The sequence below is a fragment of the Acidocella sp. genome (assembly GCF_052326845.1).
Lineage (GTDB): Bacteria > Pseudomonadota > Alphaproteobacteria > Acetobacterales > Acetobacteraceae > Acidocella.
This window is the reverse complement of sequence record NZ_JBKQJR010000017.1, coordinates 1-14,022: the sequence shown is the minus strand read 5'-3', so window position 1 is coordinate 14,022 and position 14,022 is coordinate 1. Positions and strand designations below refer to the sequence as shown.

Annotated in this window: 16 protein-coding genes and 1 pseudogene; 10 read left to right on the top strand and 7 right to left on the bottom strand. The window is 65.4% G+C overall.

Going from position 1 to position 14,022, the window contains the following annotated elements; all coding sequences use genetic code 11:
• Window positions 1-69 precede the first annotated feature (69 nt).
• Together pdhA and ACLPJJ_RS01135 are read right to left on the bottom strand one after the other, a co-directional pair.
• Window positions 70-1,029 (bottom strand): pyruvate dehydrogenase (acetyl-transferring) E1 component subunit alpha, encoded by a 960-nt coding sequence (gene pdhA, locus ACLPJJ_RS01140; RefSeq protein WP_443588887.1) that lies wholly within the window; start codon window positions 1,027-1,029, stop codon window positions 70-72.
• 284 nt (window positions 1,030-1,313) lie between these two features.
• Complete coding sequence (locus tag ACLPJJ_RS01135) at window positions 1,314-1,637, bottom strand: FtsB family cell division protein (RefSeq protein ID WP_443588883.1); 324 nt, start codon at window positions 1,635-1,637, stop codon at window positions 1,314-1,316.
• 207 nt (window positions 1,638-1,844) lie between these two features.
• On the opposite strand from ACLPJJ_RS01135, the gene ACLPJJ_RS01130 reads away from it, so the two are divergent.
• The gene (locus ACLPJJ_RS01130; protein ID WP_443588881.1) at window positions 1,845-2,252 is read left to right on the top strand and encodes a hypothetical protein; all 408 of its coding nucleotides are present in this window, start codon (window positions 1,845-1,847) and stop codon (window positions 2,250-2,252) included.
• A 3-nt stretch (window positions 2,253-2,255) separates the two neighbouring features.
• Here the strand turns inward: ACLPJJ_RS01130 and hemF are convergent, their stop codons facing one another.
• Entirely contained in the window at window positions 2,256-3,110 is an 855-nt protein-coding gene (gene hemF / locus ACLPJJ_RS01125; RefSeq protein WP_443588879.1) for an oxygen-dependent coproporphyrinogen oxidase, read from the bottom strand.
• Between the two features lie 103 nt (window positions 3,111-3,213).
• Between hemF and petA the strand changes: the two genes are divergently transcribed.
• From petA to ACLPJJ_RS01105, 4 genes are read left to right on the top strand one after another with little or no spacing between them, the layout of a single operon-like run.
• The gene (petA, locus tag ACLPJJ_RS01120; RefSeq protein WP_443588877.1) at window positions 3,214-3,771 is read left to right on the top strand and encodes a ubiquinol-cytochrome c reductase iron-sulfur subunit; all 558 of its coding nucleotides are present in this window, start codon (window positions 3,214-3,216) and stop codon (window positions 3,769-3,771) included.
• Between the two features lie 12 nt (window positions 3,772-3,783).
• Window positions 3,784-4,887, top strand: a complete 1,104-nt coding sequence (locus tag ACLPJJ_RS01115; RefSeq protein WP_443588876.1) for a cytochrome b N-terminal domain-containing protein — start codon at window positions 3,784-3,786, stop codon at window positions 4,885-4,887.
• Window positions 4,887-5,597: a cytochrome c1 gene (locus ACLPJJ_RS01110; protein WP_443588874.1), complete on the top strand. Its 711-nt coding sequence runs from the start codon at window positions 4,887-4,889 to the stop codon at window positions 5,595-5,597. Before ACLPJJ_RS01115 ends, ACLPJJ_RS01110 begins: the two co-directional genes overlap by 1 nt.
• Window positions 5,594-6,166 carry a uracil-DNA glycosylase family protein gene (locus ACLPJJ_RS01105; RefSeq protein WP_443588873.1) on the top strand — a complete coding sequence of 191 codons (573 nt, stop codon included), beginning with the start codon at window positions 5,594-5,596 and terminating at the stop codon, window positions 6,164-6,166. Before ACLPJJ_RS01110 ends, ACLPJJ_RS01105 begins: the two co-directional genes overlap by 4 nt.
• On the opposite strand, the gene ACLPJJ_RS01100 is transcribed toward ACLPJJ_RS01105, so the two are convergent.
• A complete protein-coding gene (locus ACLPJJ_RS01100) occupies window positions 6,152-6,820 on the bottom strand; it encodes a GNAT family N-acetyltransferase (RefSeq protein WP_443588871.1) in 669 nt (222 codons plus the stop codon). The two genes, ACLPJJ_RS01105 and ACLPJJ_RS01100, sit on opposite strands and share 15 nt — an antisense overlap.
• A gap of 109 nt (window positions 6,821-6,929) precedes the next feature.
• On the bottom strand, window positions 6,930-8,390 hold the full coding sequence (gene rfaE1, locus ACLPJJ_RS01095; RefSeq protein WP_443588869.1) for a D-glycero-beta-D-manno-heptose-7-phosphate kinase: 1,461 nt from the start codon (window positions 8,388-8,390) through the stop codon (window positions 6,930-6,932).
• Between the two features lie 66 nt (window positions 8,391-8,456).
• Between rfaE1 and hslO the strand changes: the two genes are divergently transcribed.
• The 5 genes from hslO to dnaA all read left to right on the top strand — a co-directional run bounded on the left by hslO (window position 8,457) and on the right by dnaA (window position 12,647).
• Window positions 8,457-9,398, top strand: a complete 942-nt coding sequence (hslO, locus tag ACLPJJ_RS01090; protein ID WP_443588868.1) for an Hsp33 family molecular chaperone HslO — start codon at window positions 8,457-8,459, stop codon at window positions 9,396-9,398.
• A gap of 5 nt (window positions 9,399-9,403) precedes the next feature.
• The gene (locus ACLPJJ_RS01085) at window positions 9,404-10,120 is read left to right on the top strand and encodes a hypothetical protein (protein ID WP_443588866.1); all 717 of its coding nucleotides are present in this window, start codon (window positions 9,404-9,406) and stop codon (window positions 10,118-10,120) included.
• On the top strand, window positions 10,117-10,461 hold the full coding sequence (locus ACLPJJ_RS01080) for a cupin domain-containing protein (RefSeq protein ID WP_443588864.1): 345 nt from the start codon (window positions 10,117-10,119) through the stop codon (window positions 10,459-10,461). The genes ACLPJJ_RS01085 and ACLPJJ_RS01080 overlap by 4 nt, the downstream gene beginning before the upstream one ends.
• Before the next feature lie 87 nt (window positions 10,462-10,548).
• A complete protein-coding gene (gene rpsT, locus ACLPJJ_RS01075) occupies window positions 10,549-10,815 on the top strand; it encodes a 30S ribosomal protein S20 (RefSeq protein WP_443588862.1) in 267 nt (88 codons plus the stop codon).
• 392 nt (window positions 10,816-11,207) lie between these two features.
• Window positions 11,208-12,647, top strand: coding sequence for a chromosomal replication initiator protein DnaA (gene dnaA, locus ACLPJJ_RS01070; RefSeq protein WP_443588885.1), 1,440 nt, complete (start codon window positions 11,208-11,210; stop codon window positions 12,645-12,647).
• A gap of 100 nt (window positions 12,648-12,747) precedes the next feature.
• On the opposite strand, the gene ACLPJJ_RS01065 is transcribed toward dnaA, so the two are convergent.
• Together ACLPJJ_RS01065 and ACLPJJ_RS01060 are read right to left on the bottom strand one after the other, a co-directional pair.
• A complete protein-coding gene (locus ACLPJJ_RS01065) occupies window positions 12,748-13,563 on the bottom strand; it encodes a TIGR00282 family metallophosphoesterase (RefSeq protein ID WP_443588860.1) in 816 nt (271 codons plus the stop codon).
• A pseudogene (locus ACLPJJ_RS01060) lies at window positions 13,560-14,022 on the bottom strand (DNA replication/repair protein RecF); the annotation flags it as partial. The pseudogene ACLPJJ_RS01060 and the gene ACLPJJ_RS01065, both read right to left, overlap by 4 nt.

Here is a 14,022-nt window from a genome sequence, read left to right as displayed (position 1 = left end):
GCCATTTGGCGAGCTTGCCCTCGGTCATGGTCGGCGAAAGTGCCGGCATCAGAATATCAACCACGGCTCTCAGCCCTCCACCAGCACGTCAGTATAAAGTTCCGCCGGGTCCGGTTCCGGCGAGGCTTGAGCGAAATCCGCCGCCTCCTGCACCCGGGCCTTCACCGCGTCATCAATCGCCTTCAGTTCGGCCTCGCCCAGGCCCAGCGCCAGCAGCTTGGCCTTGGCGCTGTCCAGGCAGTCGTGCTCGGCGCGCATGCGCTGCACCTCCTCGCGGGTCCGGTACTTCGCCGGGTCGGACATCGAGTGCCCGCGATAGCGGTAGGTCTTCATCTCCAGCAGGAACGGCCCCTTGCCGGCGCGGCAATGCGCCACGGCTTCCAGCCCTGCTTCCTTCACGGCCAGCACGTCCATGCCGTCCACGGCGAGGCTCGGCATGCCCCAGGGCACGCCGTTCAGCGAGAGATCGCGCGAGGCGGAGGCACGCTCCACCGAGGTGCCCATGGCGTAGCGGTTGTTCTCGATAACGAACACCACCGGCAGTTTCAGCAGGTTGGCGAGGTTGAAGCTCTCATAAACCTGGCCCTGGTTGGCAGCACCCTCGCCGAAATAGGTGAGGGAGACGCGGTCGTTCTCGCGGTACCAGTTGGAGAAGCCGAGCCCGGTGCCGAGCGACACCTGCGCGCCGACGATGCCATGCCCGCCGAAGAAGCCTTTCTCCTTGCTGAACATGTGCATGGAGCCGCCCTTGCCCTTGGAATAGCCGCCGCTGCGGCCGGTGAGCTCGGCCATCACGCCTTTAGGGTCCATGTCGCAGGCCAGCATGTGGCCATGGTCGCGGTAGGAGGTGATGACCTCATCCCCCTCGCCGATACAATGCTGCAGGCCCACCACCACGGCCTCCTGGCCGATATAAAGATGGCAGAACCCGGCGATCAGCCCCATGCCGTAAAGCTGCCCGGCCTTCTCCTCGAAGCGGCGGATCAGCAGCATGGAACCATAGGCTTTCAGCAGTTCGTCGCGGTCCATCGACTCGGCGTTCTTGCGGGGTTTCCGGCTTTTTTCGGGGCTTGCGGCCATATCTTGGGGGCTCCCTTCGGCGCAGTTTCTCTATGGCCGCTATGCCAAGATTTTTATGCCGCGCAAAGAGCGGATTTGAAAACCATCCATGCTGCACTGCAAAAATTCAAATTAACCGGAATATGGTTAATTTGATCTTCTGACGTACGGGTGAAAAATCGTCACGTAACAAAATTGCGTACGAAGCTCTCGCCTCGCACGCATCATTCCGTTGTTCTGCGAAAATAAACTGATTATTCGGCGGTGCGGCCGGATATGAGATCAATGACGATATCGCCAGGATCGGCGAGATTCAGCACCTCGCGCGCCTGTTCGTCCAGCATGTCCGGGTGGATCGACTGGCCGGACAGATCGGTGATCTTCGTCTGCCAGGCCTGACGCTCGGCATGCACCGCCTGATACTGCGCCGTGGCCTGGGCCAGTTCGGCCTTCTGCACCTGCTGCGCCTCCAGCCCGCTTTTGCCATGCACCGCGTTCCACCCGAAATAATAGGTGATGCCCAGGAAGACAGCGGGGGTGATGATGGCGCGGAGACGGTATTTGATGAGGCGCTGCACGATAAACCCTTGGCCGCAATGGGAAGTTGGATGCCGATGAGTCTTGGCTGAACGTGAACTGTTTCGCAACAGGTTTTTTACATATCCGTATGATTTTAATAAATTTAATCTAAATTTTCGCCTGCCACGATTTAGCCCTGCTTCCGTCCTGATCTCGCCTCGGGCAATGAGTACCCCTGAAGCATCGAACTGGAAGGGTTCCACCCCATGACGCGTAAATCTCTGTTTGGCGCCGCGGCGCTTGCTGCTGTGCTGGGCTTTACCGCCGCGCCGGCCTTTGCCGATGGCTGGAACGGTCATGACGGCGGCGGTGGCGGCGGCGGCGACTGGCACGGCGGTGGTGGCGGCGGCGACTGGCACGGCGGCGGTGGTGGCGACGGTGACCATGGCCATTGGGATGGCCGCGATGCGTACCATGACTGGCACGACCATGGCTGGTTTGATGGTGGCCGGCATTGGCACTGGTATGCTGGCTGGGGGCCCGGCTATGGCTATTACGGCCCGCCGCCCGTGTATTACGCGGCGCCGCCGGTGGTTTATGCTCCGCCGCCGGGGATTTACGTGGCGCCGCCCGTCATCGCCATTACGCCGCCATCCGTCGTCATCACGCCGTAAAGGCTACGGCCACTTCACTTCCGGCGGCATGGACATGAGGATCGCCTCTGTGTTGCCGCCGGTTTTCAACCCGAACATCGTGCCGCGGTCGTAGAGCAGGTTGAACTCCACGTAGCGGCCGCGGCGGATGAGTTGCGCCTCGCGCTCCTCCGCCGTGTAGGGCTGGCCGAAGCGGCGCCGGGCAATGGGCGGATAGGCGGCGAGGAACGCCTCGCCAGCATCGCAGGTGAAGGCGAAATCCGCCTCCGCGTCGCCCGAATCCAGGTAGTCGTAGAATATTCCGCCTGCGCCGCGCGGCTCCTTGCGGTGCGGCAGGTAGAAATATTCGTCGCACCATTTCTTGTATTTTTCGTAGTAATCGGCGCCGTGGCGATCACAGGCGGCCTTGTACGTGGCGTGGAATTCCGCCGCGTCCTCCGCCGCGTCCGCCGTGCCGGGCTGCAGCGGCGTGAGGTCGCCGCCGCCGCCAAACCAGCCCTTGGCCGTCACGATCATGCGCGTGTTCATGTGCACGGCCGGCAGCTTCGGGCTGCGTGGGTGCGCGACGAGCGAGATCCCCGCCGCCCAGAATTTCGCTCCGGCCTCGGTGCCGGGGATGCGCCGGGCGAAATCCTCCGAGAACTCGCCCTCCACGACCGAGACGTTCACCCCGGCCTTCTCGAACACCTGGCCGCGGATCACGCTCATCACCCCGCCGCCGCCGCCCGGGCGGTTCCAGGCGGTGCGGGTGAAGCGCCCAGGGTTCGGCCCGGCCAGATCCTCGATGGCTTCGAATTCGGCGCAGATACGGTCGCGCAGCTGCGCGAACCAGGCGGCGGCGCGGGGTTTCAGCGCCTCATGCGGTGGGGGAATGCTCATGCGAGTCTCTTAAGATGTTCCCCTCTTGGCTTCTACTCTTGAAATTTTCCGGCGTTGCCGTCATGCCTGTGAGCAGGAGTTCATTTCGCTCCGGGAGATAAAAATGGCTGAAACTACAGCTACAGAGGCTTTGGGTCATGGGACTGAGTCCCGGCGCGGCTTTCTCACAATTCTCACAGGCGCGGCCAGCGCCGTGGCGGCCGGGGCGATCGTCTGGCCGCTGTTCGATGCGCTGAACCCGGACGCGCAGAGCGAGGCCAGCGCCCGCATGATCGTCGATGTCGCCGATATCGCCGAAAACACCGCGAAGACGGTGCAGTGGGCCGGGCTGCCGATCTATATCCGCAAGCTCACCGCCAAGCAGATCGCCGATGCCCAGGCCGTGATGACCAGCGCGCTGCCCGATCCGGCCGAATTTACCGAGCGCGTGCCGGCCGGGTATCAGAACTATGTCGTGGTGGTGGGCCTGAACACCGGCACGCCCTGCGCGCTGGAGGGCAACGATCCCGCCGACCCGCGCGGCGACTATGACGGCTGGCTCTGCCCCTGCGACGGCAGCCAGTACGACCCGCTGGGACGCGTGCGCTCCGGCCCGGCGAAAAAGAACCTCGCCATTCCCCGCTTCAAATTCATCAACGCCGTGCAACTCCAGTTCGGCTGAGGACAACGCATCATGACCATGGAATTGAAACACTCCTGGGCCGGTGAGCGCATGCCCTGGCTCGGCGGTTTATGCGCCTGCCTGTTCGCGCCGGTTTTCAGGCCCGGGAGCAAGTATCTCGACACGCTGCCGGGGCTGATCGCCATCATGCTCGCCTTCCTCACCTTCTCCGGCGTGGTGCTGGCGGTGTATTACGACCCGTGGCACGCCTTCGCCTCGGTGCAGTTTATCGGCCGCGACGTGCATAATGGCTGGCTGGTGCATGCCTACCACGCCACCGGCACCACAATGCTGTTCGGGCTGGTGTACCTGTATCTGTTCCGCGCCATGCTCACACGCGGCTACCGCGCGCCGGGCGAGCTGGTGTGGGCGCTGGGGGTGAAGCTGCTGGCGGTGCTGCTGCTGGTTGGCTGGCTTGGCTTCGTGCTCACTGGCGGGGCGGCCGCTTATTGGTCGCTGTTCAAGGCCTCAAACGGGGCGCTGGCGCTCTCCGGCGCGCCGGGGGCGATCGGCAACTGGTTCTTCGGCGGCACGGCGGGCGGCAACGCGCTGGCGCGGCTGGAGGTGTTCCATGCGCTGCTGGCACTGGCCGCGCTGGTGGTGGTGGGTGTGCTGTTCTCGGCGCGCGGGGCGGTTACGCCCAAGGCCGAGCCGGGCAAGGGCGTGGCCTTCTTCCCGTATTACCTATCGCAATACCTGGTGGCGCTGGCGGTGTTCGCTCTCATCTTCACGGTGCTGGCGTTCTTCGCGCCGCATTTCGGGCAGCCCAGGGTGAATGCCCTGCCGGCCGACCCGCTCACCTTGCTGGTGGGGGCGGCACTGCCCTGGTATCTGCTGCCGCTGGCCGGGGTGGCGGGCGCGCTGCCCGGCATCTGGGGCGGCATTCTCGGCGTGGTGGGGGCGCTGGCCGTGCTGGCGGCGCTGCCATGGCTGGACCGCTCCGGCCCCAGCGGCGCCAAGGGCGGGCTTTACGGCTTCCTCACCTGGGTGCTGGCGCTGGATGTGCTGGGGCTCGGCCTTTCCTGCTCGCCGCTGCTCACGGTGCTGTTCACGCTCTGGTATTTCTTTCACTTTCTGGTGCTCACCCCGGTGGTGACCGCGATGGAGGCCAAATAATGCGCCGGTTTTTCGCCCCGCTTTTGGTCATCGGCCTTGCCACCGCTGGCGCCGCCCAGGCCGAGGACACGCTCTCCCCGCTGCATTTCCAGAGCCAGGGGGCTTTCGGCAGCATCGACAAGGCGGCGGCCCAGCGCGGCTTTCTGGTGTACCAGACCGTCTGCGCCGCCTGCCACTCTGCCAATGCCCTGCATTACCGCGATCTTGAGGCCCTGGGCCTAACGCCGGACCAGGCGGCGGGCATAGCCGCAGGGGTGAAGCTGGCCGATGGCAGCACGGCGACGCTGGATTCCCCGTTCAAGGACCCAGCCATGCCAGCCTCGGCTTTCGGTGGCGCGCTGCCGCCGGACCTGTCCAGCATCGTGGCGCAGCGCAAGCACGGCACACGCTATGTGTATGAATTGCTCACCGGCTACGCCACGGCGCCGGACGGCGTGACCATGCTGCCCGGGCATTTCTACAACACCGCCTTTCCCGGCGGGCAGATCGCCATGCCGCCGGTGCTGCGCGACAATGCGGTGACCTACGCGGATGGCACCGCCGCCACACAGCAGCAGGAGGCCGCTGACGTGGCCGAGTTCCTCACCTGGGCGGCGGACCCGAACCTCTCCACCAGGCACCAGATCGGCCTGCGCGCGCTGATCTTCTTCGTCTTCCTCAGCATCGTTGCCCTGATCTCCAAGCGCCGCATCTGGCGCGAGAGCCGTTGAGCACGTTCGACGAGGTTACGGCGGCGGCGCGGGCTTGCACTGTCTGCGAGCCCTATCTGCCGCTGGGGCCGAGGCCGATATTCCAGATCTCGAAAACCACGCGGCTGATCATTATCGGCCAGGCGCCGGGCACCAAGGTGCATGAAACGGGGGTGCCGTTCAACGATGCCTCGGGCGAGCGGCTGCGGGACTGGATGGGGATCGGGCGGAACGTTTTCTACGATGCCGCGCGGGTGGCCATCATGCCCATGGGGTTCTGCTACCCCGGGCGGCTGCCCAAGGGTGGGGATGCCCCGCCGCGCCCGGAATGCGCGCCGCTCTGGCACGATAAGTTCCTGGCGCTGATGCCAAGGCTGGAGCTGTTTCTGCTCGTGGGCAGCTACGCGCAGAAGCGCTACCTTGGTAAAGGCAGCATGACCGAGCATGTCCGCGCCGGGACCAAGGGCAAGTACATGGCGTTGCCGCATCCCTCCTGGCGTACCAATTTCTGGGAGAAGAAGAACCCCTGGTTTGGTGAGGAGGTTCTGCCACGGCTGAAGAAAGAGGTGGCGCGCTTAACCGCGGAATGACGCGAGCGGGCGGATGGATGTGCCACCTGTGTCGAAATTCTCAGGGGACAGCCAGCCGAGGATGGCATCGCGCCGGGATGGCCATTCATCCTCGATGATCGAAAATATTGCGGTGTCCCGCCGCTGGCTCTTCACCACCATATGCGCGCGGAGCACGCCCTCGGGCGTGAAGCCCAGGCGCAGAGCGGCGCGCTTGGAAGCCTCGTTGCGGTTATTGCATTTCCATACCAAACGGCGGTAGCCGAGATCCTCGGCGGCGTGGCGCAGGAGGAGGAACATCGCCTCGGTGGCGGCGCGGGTGCGCTGCAGGCGAGGCGAGAACCAGATGGAGCCAAGCTCGATGGCGGCGTTGTTAGGCTCGATGTTCATGAGCGAAAGCCAGCCCGAGGCCCGGCCGGTCGCCGTGGGACGGATGGCCCAGTAGGCCATGAGAGGATCGGTGGAGGCGGGGGCGAGGAAGCCGTCCAGCGCCGCGCGATCCCGGAAGGGGCCGTAAGCCAGGTAGGTGAAGCTTTGCTCCGCCCCGCGCATGGACTCGAAAAGCTCCGCGCCATGGCGGCGGTGCAGCGGTTCCAGCACCACATGCGTGCCGGTAAAATTCTGCCGCGCGGGCAGGGGGCGGGGCCAGGGATCGATTTCGGGGAAGTGGGTCATGGGCGGACGTTCGGCGTCATTGCGAGCTGGCGCAGCCGGCGTGGCAATTCATCTTCCATGCCGTAGCGGGAAAAGATGGATCGCGTTGCAGCGCTCGCGATGACGGCATTCAGCCCCGCAGCCGCGCCAGCGTGGCCGTGGTGGAATGGCCGGGCAGGAGTTGCGCGAGCGCGACACTGCCGCCCCAGCTTTCCACGAGGTCCGCGCCGACCACGGTCTCGCGGGTGTAGTCCGCGCCCTTGATCAGCACATCCGGCTTGATCCGCTTGATCAGCTCGATCGGCGTGTCCTCCTCGAACAGGCAGACGAGATCGACGCTGGCCAGCGAGGCCAGCACGGCGGCGCGGGCGGCCTCGCCCTGGGCCGGGCGGGTGGGGCCTTTCAGGCGCTGCACGGAGGCGTCGGAATTGATGCCGACGATCAGCCGGTCGCACATGGCCCGGCACTGCTCCAGCAGATGCACGTGGCCGGGGTGCAGCAGGTCGAAGCAGCCATTGGTGAAGCCAACCTTGTAGCCGCGCAGGCGCCAGCGCTCGGCGGCCTCGGCCGCGGCGGAGGGGGTGACGACCTTACGCAGCGCGCCCGTGGCAGGTGCGATGGCGGTGAGGATATCGGCGGGGCGGGCCACGGCGGTGCCGACCTTGCCGACGACGATGCCGCCCGCGATGTTGGCGAGGCGCGCGGCGTCGGCCAGCGGCACCTCGGCGGCCAGCGCGGTGGCCAGCGTCGCCACCACGGTGTCCCCGGCGCCGGAGACATCGTACACCTCCTTGGCTTCGCCGGGGTAATGGCGGACCTCATCAGCGGTGATCAGGCTCATCCCGTCCTCGGCGCGGGTGACGAGCACGGCCCCGAAATTGAACTGGTGCACCAGGGTCTGCGCCGCATGGACGATCTCCGCCTCGGTCTCCACCGGCAGGCCGGTTGCCTCGTGCAACTCCCGGCGGTTGGGGGTGACGACATCGGCGCCGCGATAACGGGCGTAGTCCCGCCCCTTGGGGTCCACGATGATCTTGCGGCCAAGCTTCTTTGCGCCCTCGATGAGCTGCTGGGCCACGCCCTCGCTCAGCACGCCCTTGCGGTAGTCGGAGAGCACGGTGACGGAGGTGGCGGCCATGGCGTCCAGCGCGATGCGCACGAGGCGCTCGGCCAGCTTCTCCGGCAAGGCGATGGTTTCCTCGCGGTCGGCGCGGATCAGGTGCTGGCCTTGCGCGATGTAGCGGGTCTTCAGCGTGGTCGTGCGCCCGCCATGCACCAGCAGCCAGGGCTCCACGCGCTCCTGCCCGCCGACCAGGGTGGTGAGTTCGGACCCGGCCTGGTCATCCCCCACCACGGAGACGAAAGCGGCCGCCGCGTCCAGCGCCACCAGGTTGCGCACTACGTTGCCGGCGCCGCCGGGCATCGCCACCTCGCGCGTGACGGTAAGGATCGGCACAGGCGCTTCCGGGCTGACGCGGGAGACCGTGCCGTAAACGTAGCGGTCCAGCATCGCGTCACCCACCACGAGCACGCTCGCGCGGTGGAATTTTCTTACATAGGCGCCAAGATCAGCCGTCAGTTCTGCAGTCATGGCAAACCGCTAACCCGGCATCGGCATTATGGCAACGGCGCGAAAACGTGATTAACTGATAACGTGATGACAGACCTTCCTGCTTTCCTTGATTCCTCCCGGCCCGACGTGCCGGATTTGTCAGTACCCCGCGGGGTGCTTCCCTTTTACCTGCCCAACAAGCCGGTGCGCGGCCGGGTGGTGCGGCTGGGCCCGCTGGCGGCCACGCTGCTCTCCCGCCATGAGCACAAGACGCCGGTGAAGGCGCTGCTCGGCCAGGCCCTGGCGCTGGCGGCGGCGCTGTCCAGCGCGCTGAAATTCAAGGGGTCCTTCTCCGTGCAGGCGCGCGGGGACGGCCCGGTCTCCATGCTGGTGGCAGATTGCACCGAGGCGGGGGCGCTGCGCGGCTATGTGCGCGTGGACCATGAGGCCGAGATCCCCGAGGATACCGAAGCCGGGACGCTGCTCGGGCAGGGCTATCTCGCCTTCACCGTGGACCAGGGGATGGACCGCGATCCGCAGCAGGGCATCGTGGCGCTGGAGGGCGGGAGCCTGGCCAAGATGGCGGAATATTACTTCCAGCATTCCGAGCAGCTGCCCGCCCGGGTGTTTCTGGCCGCGGGGGAGACGCCCTCCGGCTGGCGGGCCTCGGCCCTGGTGCTGGAGCGCATCGCCGGGGCAGGGGGCATTGGCGAGGACATGAGCGAGGAGGACCAGGGCGAAGCCTGGCGCACCGCCTGCATCCTCGCTGATACGCTGACTTCGGAGGAGTTGCTGGACGACGCCCTGCCGCCCGAGCGGCTGCTGTACCGGCTGTTCCATGGTGAGGGCGTGGCCGTGGGCAAGCCCCGGCCCCTGAGCTTCGGCTGCCGCTGTTCGCGCCAGCGCCTGGGCGGCATCCTCGAAGGCTTCCCCACGGACGACCTCGACCACATGGCGGTTGACGGCGAAATCGTGATGACCTGTGAATTCTGCAACTTCGATTTCCGCTTCGCGCGGGATTCGGTAACCGGACGCCCTGGAGCCTGACGTAAATGAAAAGACTTCTCGCCGCTCTGCCCCTCTGTGCCCTTGCCGCCTGCAGTTCCTCCCCGGCGCCAAGCTTCGCGCCGCTGGATTACTCTTATCTGCGGCCGATCGTGCTGAAGGTGGCAAACCTGAACGTGGTGGACAATTACGTGCCGGGCCCCGACGAGGCGACGCTGGAGGGCAAGGACCCAGCACCCCCCGCTTCGACGCTGATGGGCATGCTGCAGCACCGCCTGCAGCCCTCCGGGGAGCCGGGCAACGGCACGGTGACGATCCAGGTGGCCTCGATCACCGAGGCCAATGGCAATCTGAACGGCGCGATGACGGTGGATGTGAACCTGACCAGTGCGGACGGGCACTCGACCGGGTTCGCGGAGGCGAATGTGTCGGCCAGCCAGACCGCGCCGGACTCGGACAATCCGGCCGATTTGCAGACGGCGCTGTACCAGATGACCAAGCGCCTGATGGACCAGATGAACGTGCAGCTGCCGTACCAGATCATGCATAATATCCCGAGCTGGGTGGTATCCACTGGCCCTGGCGGCGCGGCCATGGGGGCAGGTGCCGCGGCGGGGGCGGCGGGCGGCGTCATCCAGTCGACGCCGCTGACAGCGCCCGGCGGCACAGCACCGGCGCCTGTGCCTTCCGCCGCTCCGGCCACGGGCGCTATGCCCACTTATCTGCCCGGCGCCGGTCCGGCCGCCCTGGGAGCGCCGCAATGAGCGGGCTGAAGCGCCTGCCCCCGGCTGGCGGGGCGCCGTGGGAGGATATGCCGGCGGAGAAGGTGCTCTGCGGCACGCCCCGGACGCGGACCTGGGTCCTCTACGAGAACCTGCCAGATCGCCTCTATGCCGGGGAGTGGGAGGCCACCCCGGGCAAATGGCGCATCTCCTATGCTGAATGGGAGTATATGGAGGTGATCTCGGGCGCCTGCGTCATCGAGGGCGATGGCGGCGAGCGCATCGAGGCGGGGCCGGGGGATAGATTCGTCATCGAGCCCGGGTTCACCGGCACCTGGGAGGTGCTTTCGCCTATGCGGAAATCCTGGGTTATCCGCGAATAACGGGGGGTTTTTCCCGTCGCGGCTTGACGCGCGGCTCTGGCGGGGCTAGACCGCGCGCTCTGTTGAACACTCTTTGTTTTGGACACCATGGCCAATATCGCATCTGCTGAGAAACGCATTCGTCAGACCCTGAAGCGCACGGCGCGCAACAAGGCACGCAAGTCGCGCGTCCACACCGCCATTCGCAAGGTCGAGGAAGCTGTGGCCGCCGGGAACAAGGAGCTGGCGCTCGCCGCTTTCCGCTCCGCGCAGCCCGAGCTGCAGCGCGCTGCCGGAAAGGGCGTGCTGAAGGCCAACGCCGTGTCGCGCAAGATTTCCCGCCTCTCCGCCAGTGTGAAGGCTGTCGCCGCCTAACAAGGCTGCGTCCGGGGCGTTGAACGCCCCGTTTAAAAAACGACACAAATTAACAGCGCTGTCATCTCAATGAAATGATGAGGTGGCGGCGTTGTTCTTGTTGTCGTGGGCGCATATGTTTCGCTTTGGAAATGTAACCTGCGACTCGAGAAACTTTACTCTCTACAAGTGTCTGATTTTGCAGTATTAAAATGTAAGGTCAGAGGCTTGCTCGCAACGGCGAAAGAATTGAACCCTTGCGCCATTTTGTGATTTAGACCTAAACTTAGGTTCTTAAACTACCATCCATAACTGTCTCAATTCTGGGAGGATCGGCTTGTAGGCTGGAACCTTTCCGGAACGAGAGGGGTTGTGAGCTGGAATCGAGGCTGGAGCGGAATGTGGGTATGAGCCTGGAGATCAGTTCGATGCGTGACGGTGACGCTTTGTCGAGAATATCTCCGGCGCGGCACGACGAAGCTGGTTTGAATGAGCAGTGGACCCGGGTTCGGGCGCGGTTGCAGGCTGAAGTCGGCGAGGTGGAGTACCGCACCTGGCTGAAGCAGGTGGCGCTTGCCGGCGTGGCTGGCGACGAGGTGACGGTGATCCTGCCCACCCGCTTCCTGCGCGACTGGGTGAACAAGGAGTATGGCGAGCTGATCACCGCGTTCTGGCAGGCGGAGAACCCCGCCATCCGCAACGTGGAGATCCGCACCGGCACGCAGGTGCGCGGCACCGCCCCGAGCTTGGCCGAGGCGCCCGCGCCGGTGCAGGCGCAGCCGCCCGCCGCTGCCGCGCCCGCGGCGCCGCGCCCGGATTCCGCCGCACCGCTGGACCAGCGCTTCACGTTTGAAACCTTCGTCGTCGGCAAACCGAACGAGTTCGCCTATGCCTGCGCCCGCCGCGTGGCGGAGGCGCCGGCCACGCCGGGCTTCAACCCGCTGTTCCTGTACGGCGGCGTCGGCCTGGGCAAGACGCACCTGATGCACTCCATTGCGTGGGAACTGTCCAACCGCGGCAATGGCCGGGCCCCCGCGTCCGTCGCCTATATGTCGGCGGAAAAGTTCATGTACCGCTTCATCAACGCGCTGCGCTCGCAGTCCACGCTCGAGTTCAAGAACGAGCTGCGCTCGGTCGACGTGCTGATGATCGACGATCTGCAATTCCTCATCGGCAAGGACAACACGCAGGAAGAGTTCTTCCACACGTTCAACGCGCTTGTGGATGCGGGCAAACAGATCGTTATTTCGGCTGACAAGTCGCCCTCCGATCTTTCGGGCCTTGAGGACCGCTTGCGTACCCGTTTGGGTTGCGGAATGGTCGCGGATCTTCACGCAACCACCTTCGAACTTCGCTACTCCATTCTGGAGGCGAAGGCGCAGCGCGCGGGCGTGGAGGTGCCGGCCAAGGTGCTGGAATTCCTCGCGCGCAAAATCACCTCCAATAACCGCGAGTTGGAGGGCGCGCTCAACCGCCTGGTGGCGCACGCCAACCTGTTCAACCGGCCGTTGACCATGGAAACCGCGCACGAAGTGCTGCACGACGTGCTGAAGGCCCATGACCGGAAGATCTCCATCCAGGAGATCCAGAAGCGCGTGTCGGAGCATTACAATATCCGCGTGGCGGAAATGTCCTCCGCCCGGCGTGCGCGCAACATCGCCCGCCCTAGGCAGATTGCCATGTATCTGGCCAAGCAACTCACCTCGAAGAGCCTGCCCGATATTGGCCGCCATTTCGGCGACCGCGACCACACCACGGTGATGCACGCCGTGAACCGCGTGACCGAACTCATCGCCCAGGACGCCGCCTTCGCCGAGGACGTGGACCTGCTGCGCCGTACCCTCGAAAGTTAAGTTATAAAAAGTTTTTGGTGGCGCCCTTTTTATAAAAAGGGCGCAAAGAAAAAGCAGCCTTTTTTGTAAAAAAGGCTGCACCCAAAAAACTTTTGCTCCGTCAAATCTTGGGCATTGCCTGGGCGAGGCGTCCGCCGAGGCGCACCGGTTCGATGCGGATGGCAAGGCCGGTGGCGTCGTTGGTTTCGATGAAGGCGCCGCAGAGCGTGGCCGGGCCTTCAGCAGGGGTAAGCCTATCGCCGGGCATCTTGCGGATGATGCGGCCAATGGCACCCTCCTTCTGCATGCCGATCACGGAGTCATAATCGCCGCACATGCCGAGATCGGTGGCATAGGCCGTGCCGCCGGGGAGGATCTGGTGGTCCGCCGTGGGGATATGCGTATGCGTGCCGGTGACCGAGGACACCCGGCCGTCGAAGGCATGGGCGAAAGCCATCTTCTCGGAGCTGGCTTCGGCATGGATGTCCAGCAGGATGGCATGCGTGGTGACGCCGAGCTTGTGGCGGGAGAGCAATTCGTCGGTGGTGCGGAAGGGGCAGTCCATCGCGTCCATGAACAGCCGCCCCATGGCCTGGGCCACCAGCACCTTGCGGCCATCGGCCAGCGGGATGAGCGCGGAGCCCTGCCCGGGCGTGCCGGGCGGAAAGTTGATAGGCCGCAGCAGGCGTTTTTCCTGCGCGATATAGGGGATGATCTCGCGGCGGTCCCAGGCGTGGTTGCCGAGCGTGATGGCGTCCGCCCCGGCGGCGAACAGCGCCTGCGCCATGTCCGGCCCCAGGCCAAAGCCGTGGCTGGCGTTTTCCGCGTTCACCGCGACGAAATCGAGCTTGAGCGAGGCGCGCAGCTCGGGGATGTGTTTCAGCGCCGCTTCGCGGCCGGAACGGCCGAGCAGATCGCCCAGGAAAAGAAGTCTCATGCCGGTTCTATAGAGCCATCGCGGATGGCGTAACAGGCGGCATCCAGCCCGGCGAAGGTTTCGCGGTCCGTACCGGTGAGCCAGGCGGAAAGCGGCGCGGCATTCAGCGCGGCGAACAGGGCCTCGCGGCGGGTGGAGTCCAGATGCACCAGCGGCTCGTCGAGCAGCAGCAGCGGCGGGGTGCCGCGCGCGGTGGCGATGAGCGCGGCGTGGCCGAGGACGATGCCGATGAGCATGGCCTTCTGCTGCCCAGTGGAAGAGAATGCTGCGGGGCGGGCAGTGGCGGCGTCGCTGATCAGGAAATCTGTGCGTTGCGGGCCGATGGTCGTACTCCGCGCGGTGGTGTCCTGCGCGCGGGCATTGGCGTAGGCGGCGCGCAATGCGTCTTCCACCTCCAGCGCCGGGGTGCTGGCGAGGCGCGTGGCGATGGCGCAGTCCAGCCCCAAAGCGACGCGGGGG